Origin of the sequence: Enterobacteriaceae endosymbiont of Donacia piscatrix (genome assembly GCF_012569525.1) — a bacterium.
In the GTDB taxonomy this organism is placed as follows: domain Bacteria; phylum Pseudomonadota; class Gammaproteobacteria; order Enterobacterales; family Enterobacteriaceae.
Genome location: NZ_CP046200.1, coordinates 301,548 through 305,618, shown reverse-complemented (window position 1 = coordinate 305,618; position 4,071 = coordinate 301,548). Strand labels below are relative to the sequence as shown.

4 protein-coding genes are annotated in these 4,071 nt (G+C 18.4%); 2 read left to right on the top strand and 2 right to left on the bottom strand.

Going from position 1 to position 4,071, the window contains the following annotated elements; genetic code table 11:
* Positions 1-114: 114 nt before the first annotated feature.
* Positions 115-1,731 (bottom strand): glucose-6-phosphate isomerase, encoded by a 1,617-nt coding sequence (pgi, locus tag GJT96_RS01545; RefSeq protein ID WP_169780466.1) that lies wholly within the window; start codon positions 1,729-1,731, stop codon positions 115-117.
* A gap of 118 nt (positions 1,732-1,849) precedes the next feature.
* Between pgi and GJT96_RS01540 the strand changes: the two genes are divergently transcribed.
* Positions 1,850-2,632, top strand: coding sequence for an alpha/beta fold hydrolase (locus GJT96_RS01540; protein WP_169780465.1), 783 nt, complete (start codon positions 1,850-1,852; stop codon positions 2,630-2,632).
* A 20-nt stretch (positions 2,633-2,652) separates the two neighbouring features.
* Positions 2,653-3,165, top strand: a complete 513-nt coding sequence (gene fldA, locus GJT96_RS01535; RefSeq protein WP_169780464.1) for a flavodoxin FldA — start codon at positions 2,653-2,655, stop codon at positions 3,163-3,165.
* A gap of 59 nt (positions 3,166-3,224) precedes the next feature.
* Here fldA and GJT96_RS01530 read toward each other — a convergent pair.
* Positions 3,225-4,071: glutamate--tRNA ligase family protein (locus GJT96_RS01530; RefSeq protein WP_247646077.1), on the bottom strand; the 847-nt coding region annotated here is incomplete at its 5' end.

Here is a 4,071-nt window from a genome sequence, read left to right as displayed (position 1 = left end):
AAATTTATAAATAAATAAAATTTATAAATAAATATATATATTATAACTATATAATATATACATTTATTTTTTAATAAATAATTATTTAAGCGTAATTTTTATTGCAAATAAATTTTAATTAAAATATTTATAAAAATTTATCAATCCTTTAGAAGAATTATCATATTTATGTACTTTATAAGTATTTTCATTTATTTCTTTTATTAAAGAATAAGTAATTTTTTTTCCTAATTCTACACCCCACTGATCAAAAGAAAATATATTTAAAATTATTCCTTGTATAAAAATTTTATGTTCATAATATGCAATTAACATTCCTAAATTATAAGGATTAATTTTTTTTAAAAAAATAGAATTACTAGGTTTATTACCATAACAACAATAATATATATTTTTTCTACAATTAGATTCTTTTATATTACCAAATGCTAAAGCTTTTGTTTGTGCAATATAATTAGCAATAAGTTGAATATGATGATTTTTATAATCATTATAATTAGGTATAGCAGAAGCTATAAAATCACATGGTATTAATTTAGTTCCTTGATGCAGCATTTGAAAAAATGAATGTTGTCCATTAGTTCCTACATCTCCCCATATAATGGGACTAGTTTGATATTCTATTTTTTTTCCATTTCTATCTATAGATTTTCCATTAGATTCCATATTTAATTGTTGTAAATATGATGGTAAAAAATACATATTATCATGATAAGGTATTATTGCTTCTGTTTCTGTATTCCAAAAATTAGAATACCAAATATTAATTAATGCCATAATAATAGGAATATTTTTATCTATAGGAGAATTTAAAAAATGATTATCCATTTTATATGCTCCTTCTAATAATTGATAAAAATTATCAAATCCAATAGATAAAGATATTATTAATCCTATAGAAGACCATAGAGAAAAACGGCCACCTATTTCAGATAATAATGGTAAAATATTATTTTTATTTATACCAAATAGTATTGCTGCATTAATATTATTTGTAACAGCAATGAAATGTTTAGAAAAAATATCTTTACTAAAATTTGTATTAATATTTTTTATAAACCATTTTTTTATGCTTAAAGCATTAGTCATTGTTTCTAATGTATTAAAAGTTTTTGATGCAATAATAAATATACTTTCTTCTGGTTTAATTTTATTTATTATATTAATTAATTGATTAGCATCAATGTTAGATAAAAAAAACAAATTTAACTTATTTTTATAATTTTTTAATGATTCTGTAATCATTAATGGACCTAAATGTGACCCACCTATTCCTATATTTACAATGTTTTTAATTTTTTTATTATTAAAACCTTTCCATTTTCCTGAAATAATTCTATCAGAAATATCTTTTATTTTTTTTAAAATTTTATTTATATCATTATAAATTTGATGATTTCTCAAAAAAAAATTAATATTGTTATTTCTTAAGGCAGTATGTAAAACAGACTTATTTTCTGTTATATTAATTTTTTCTCCATAAAACATTTCATGAATAGCGTCAATACATTTAGTTTCTTTAGCTAAATTTAATAAATAATACATAGTTTTTTTATTAATAATATTTTTTGAATAATCAAAAAGAATAATATTTTCAAAATTAATAGAAAAATTTTCAAATCTATTATTATCTATTTTAAATAGATCATAAATAGTTGTTTTTTCCATTTCTTTTACATGATTTTGTAATTTTTTCCAAGAAAAAGTTTTGGTAGGATTAATATTTTTCATATAATAAAATAAAATTTTTTTAGGTGGAAAATTATATCACATTTTTTTATATCTTTAAAAATTCAATTTTTATTTCTTTTATGATAAAATATTCATTTTTTAATGAATTTAATTATATATGATTCTAAGTTATTTATTTATTCCTAATAATAATTTGTTGATTAAATATAAATATACTATTATTATGTTACATGGATTATTTGGTAATAAAAAAAGTTTATATTTGATGGGTAAATTTTTATTTCATAGTATGAAATGTAAAATTTTATTATTAGATATCAGAAATCATGGTTTATCTCCTAAAAATAAAAAAATGGATTATATATCTTTATCTCAAGATATATTAGATACATTATTTTTTTTAAATATAAAAAAAAATCTTATTTTTATTGGACATTCAATGGGTGGAAAGATAATTATGAATCTTACTCAATTTATACAATCTAACTCTATTAGAACTATTATTATTCTAGATATAGCACCTATAAAATATAGGTTTAATAAAAAAAATATTTTTTTTATATTAGAAGAAGTATATAAAAAAAAAATATTCTTTAGAAGAGATGTATTTAAATTATTAAAATCTTTTATTAAAAATAAATTTATAATAGGTTCATTATTAAAAACATTTAAAAATGGAAAATGGGAATTTAATTTACCTATTTTAAAAAATGAATATTCTAACATATTAGATTGGAATCCGCTTCCTTCTACATGGAAAGGAACTATTTTTTTTTTAAAAGGAGAAAAATCAAATTACATAAATAAAAATTATTATAAATATATATTTTTTCAATTTCCTAATGCTAAAATATATAATATTCCTAATGTTGGTCATTTACTACATATGGAAAATATAAAATTAATATTTAATTTAATTATAAAATTATGTCATAAATAATATTTTGAGATAAAAATAAAATGTCAAAAATAGGTATTTTTTTTGGTAGTGATACAGGAAATACTGAAAATGTTGCATTTAATATACAAAAACAACTAGGTAGTGATACTGCTTCAGTATTCGATATTGCCAAAGTAGAAAAAAAAGATATTGAACAATATGATATGCTTATATTTGGAGTACCTACATGGTATTATGGCGAAGTTCAATGTGATTGGGATGATTTTTTACCTACTCTACAAAAAATTAATTTTAAAAATAAAAATTTAAGTTTATTTGGTTGTGGTGATCAAGAAGATTATGGAGAATATTTTTGCGATGCTATAAGTATTATTTACAATATAGTTAAAAAAAATAAAGGAAATATTGTAGGATATTGGCCTACAAAAGGTTATTATTTTACTAATAGTAAAAGTTTAAAAAATAAAGATTATTTTTTAGGATTAACTATAGATGAAGATAGACAATCAAAATTAACTAATTCACGTATTATAACTTGGACAAAACAAATTTCTAGAGAATTAAAACTTTAATTATCTAATATCAATTATATTATATATATATAATATAATTGATTTAGATAAATCAAAAATTATCTTAGTGATAAAATTTGATTAAAAACTATTTTTTTTTTATTAGAATGATTTTTATCAAAATAAAAATATCCCTCTCTTTCAAATTGAAAATGTTGTTTTTTTTGTTTTTGTAATAACTCTTTCTCTATAAAACCATTATATATTTGTAATGATTTTTTATTTATATAAGATAAGATATTATCTGTATTATTGATGTTTTTTTTTTTTAATAAATTACTATATGAATAAAAATAAACTGCTTTAGCAGTAGAACAAGATATCCAATGAATTATTCCTTTTATTTTTTGATCTTTTTTATTAATTTTAATTCCTAATGTATTTTCATAATATATACAATGTACACAAATAATATTTCCATTATTATTTTTAATTATTTTATTTGCTTTAATTATAAAAGCATATCTTAATTTTACTTTTTTACCTAAAATCAATCTTTTATAATTTTTTTTTTCTTTTTCTGAAAAATCTAAAATATCTATATATATTTCTTTTGTAAAAAAAATAATTTTATAACCCATATCTTTATTAGATGGATGATTAGGAACTAATAATTTTATTTTTTTTTTAATAGGAAAATTATCAATAATAATTTTTAAAGGTCTAAGTATTGCCATTGTTCTTGGAGCAATTTTATTTAATTCTTTTTTTATAAAAGATTCTAGATAAGATAATTGTATAATATTATTCTGTTTTGTTACTCCTATATGATAACAAAAATTTTTTAATGATGAAGCTGTATATCCTTTTCTACGCAAACCAGAAATTGTTAATAAACGAGGATCATCCCATCCATCAACTATTTTGTTTTTAATTAATAATCTAATATTTCTTTTTGAAGTTATT

Excerpts from the sequence above, each read along its gene's own strand:
- pgi (WP_169780466.1), bottom strand. The coding sequence starts at position 1,731 with ATGAAAAATATTAATCCTACCAAAACTTTTTCTTGGAAAAAATTACAA.
- GJT96_RS01540 (WP_169780465.1), top strand. The coding sequence starts at position 1,850 with ATGATTCTAAGTTATTTATTTATTCCTAATAATAATTTGTTGATTAAA.
- fldA (WP_169780464.1), top strand. The coding sequence starts at position 2,653 with ATGTCAAAAATAGGTATTTTTTTTGGTAGTGATACAGGAAATACTGAA.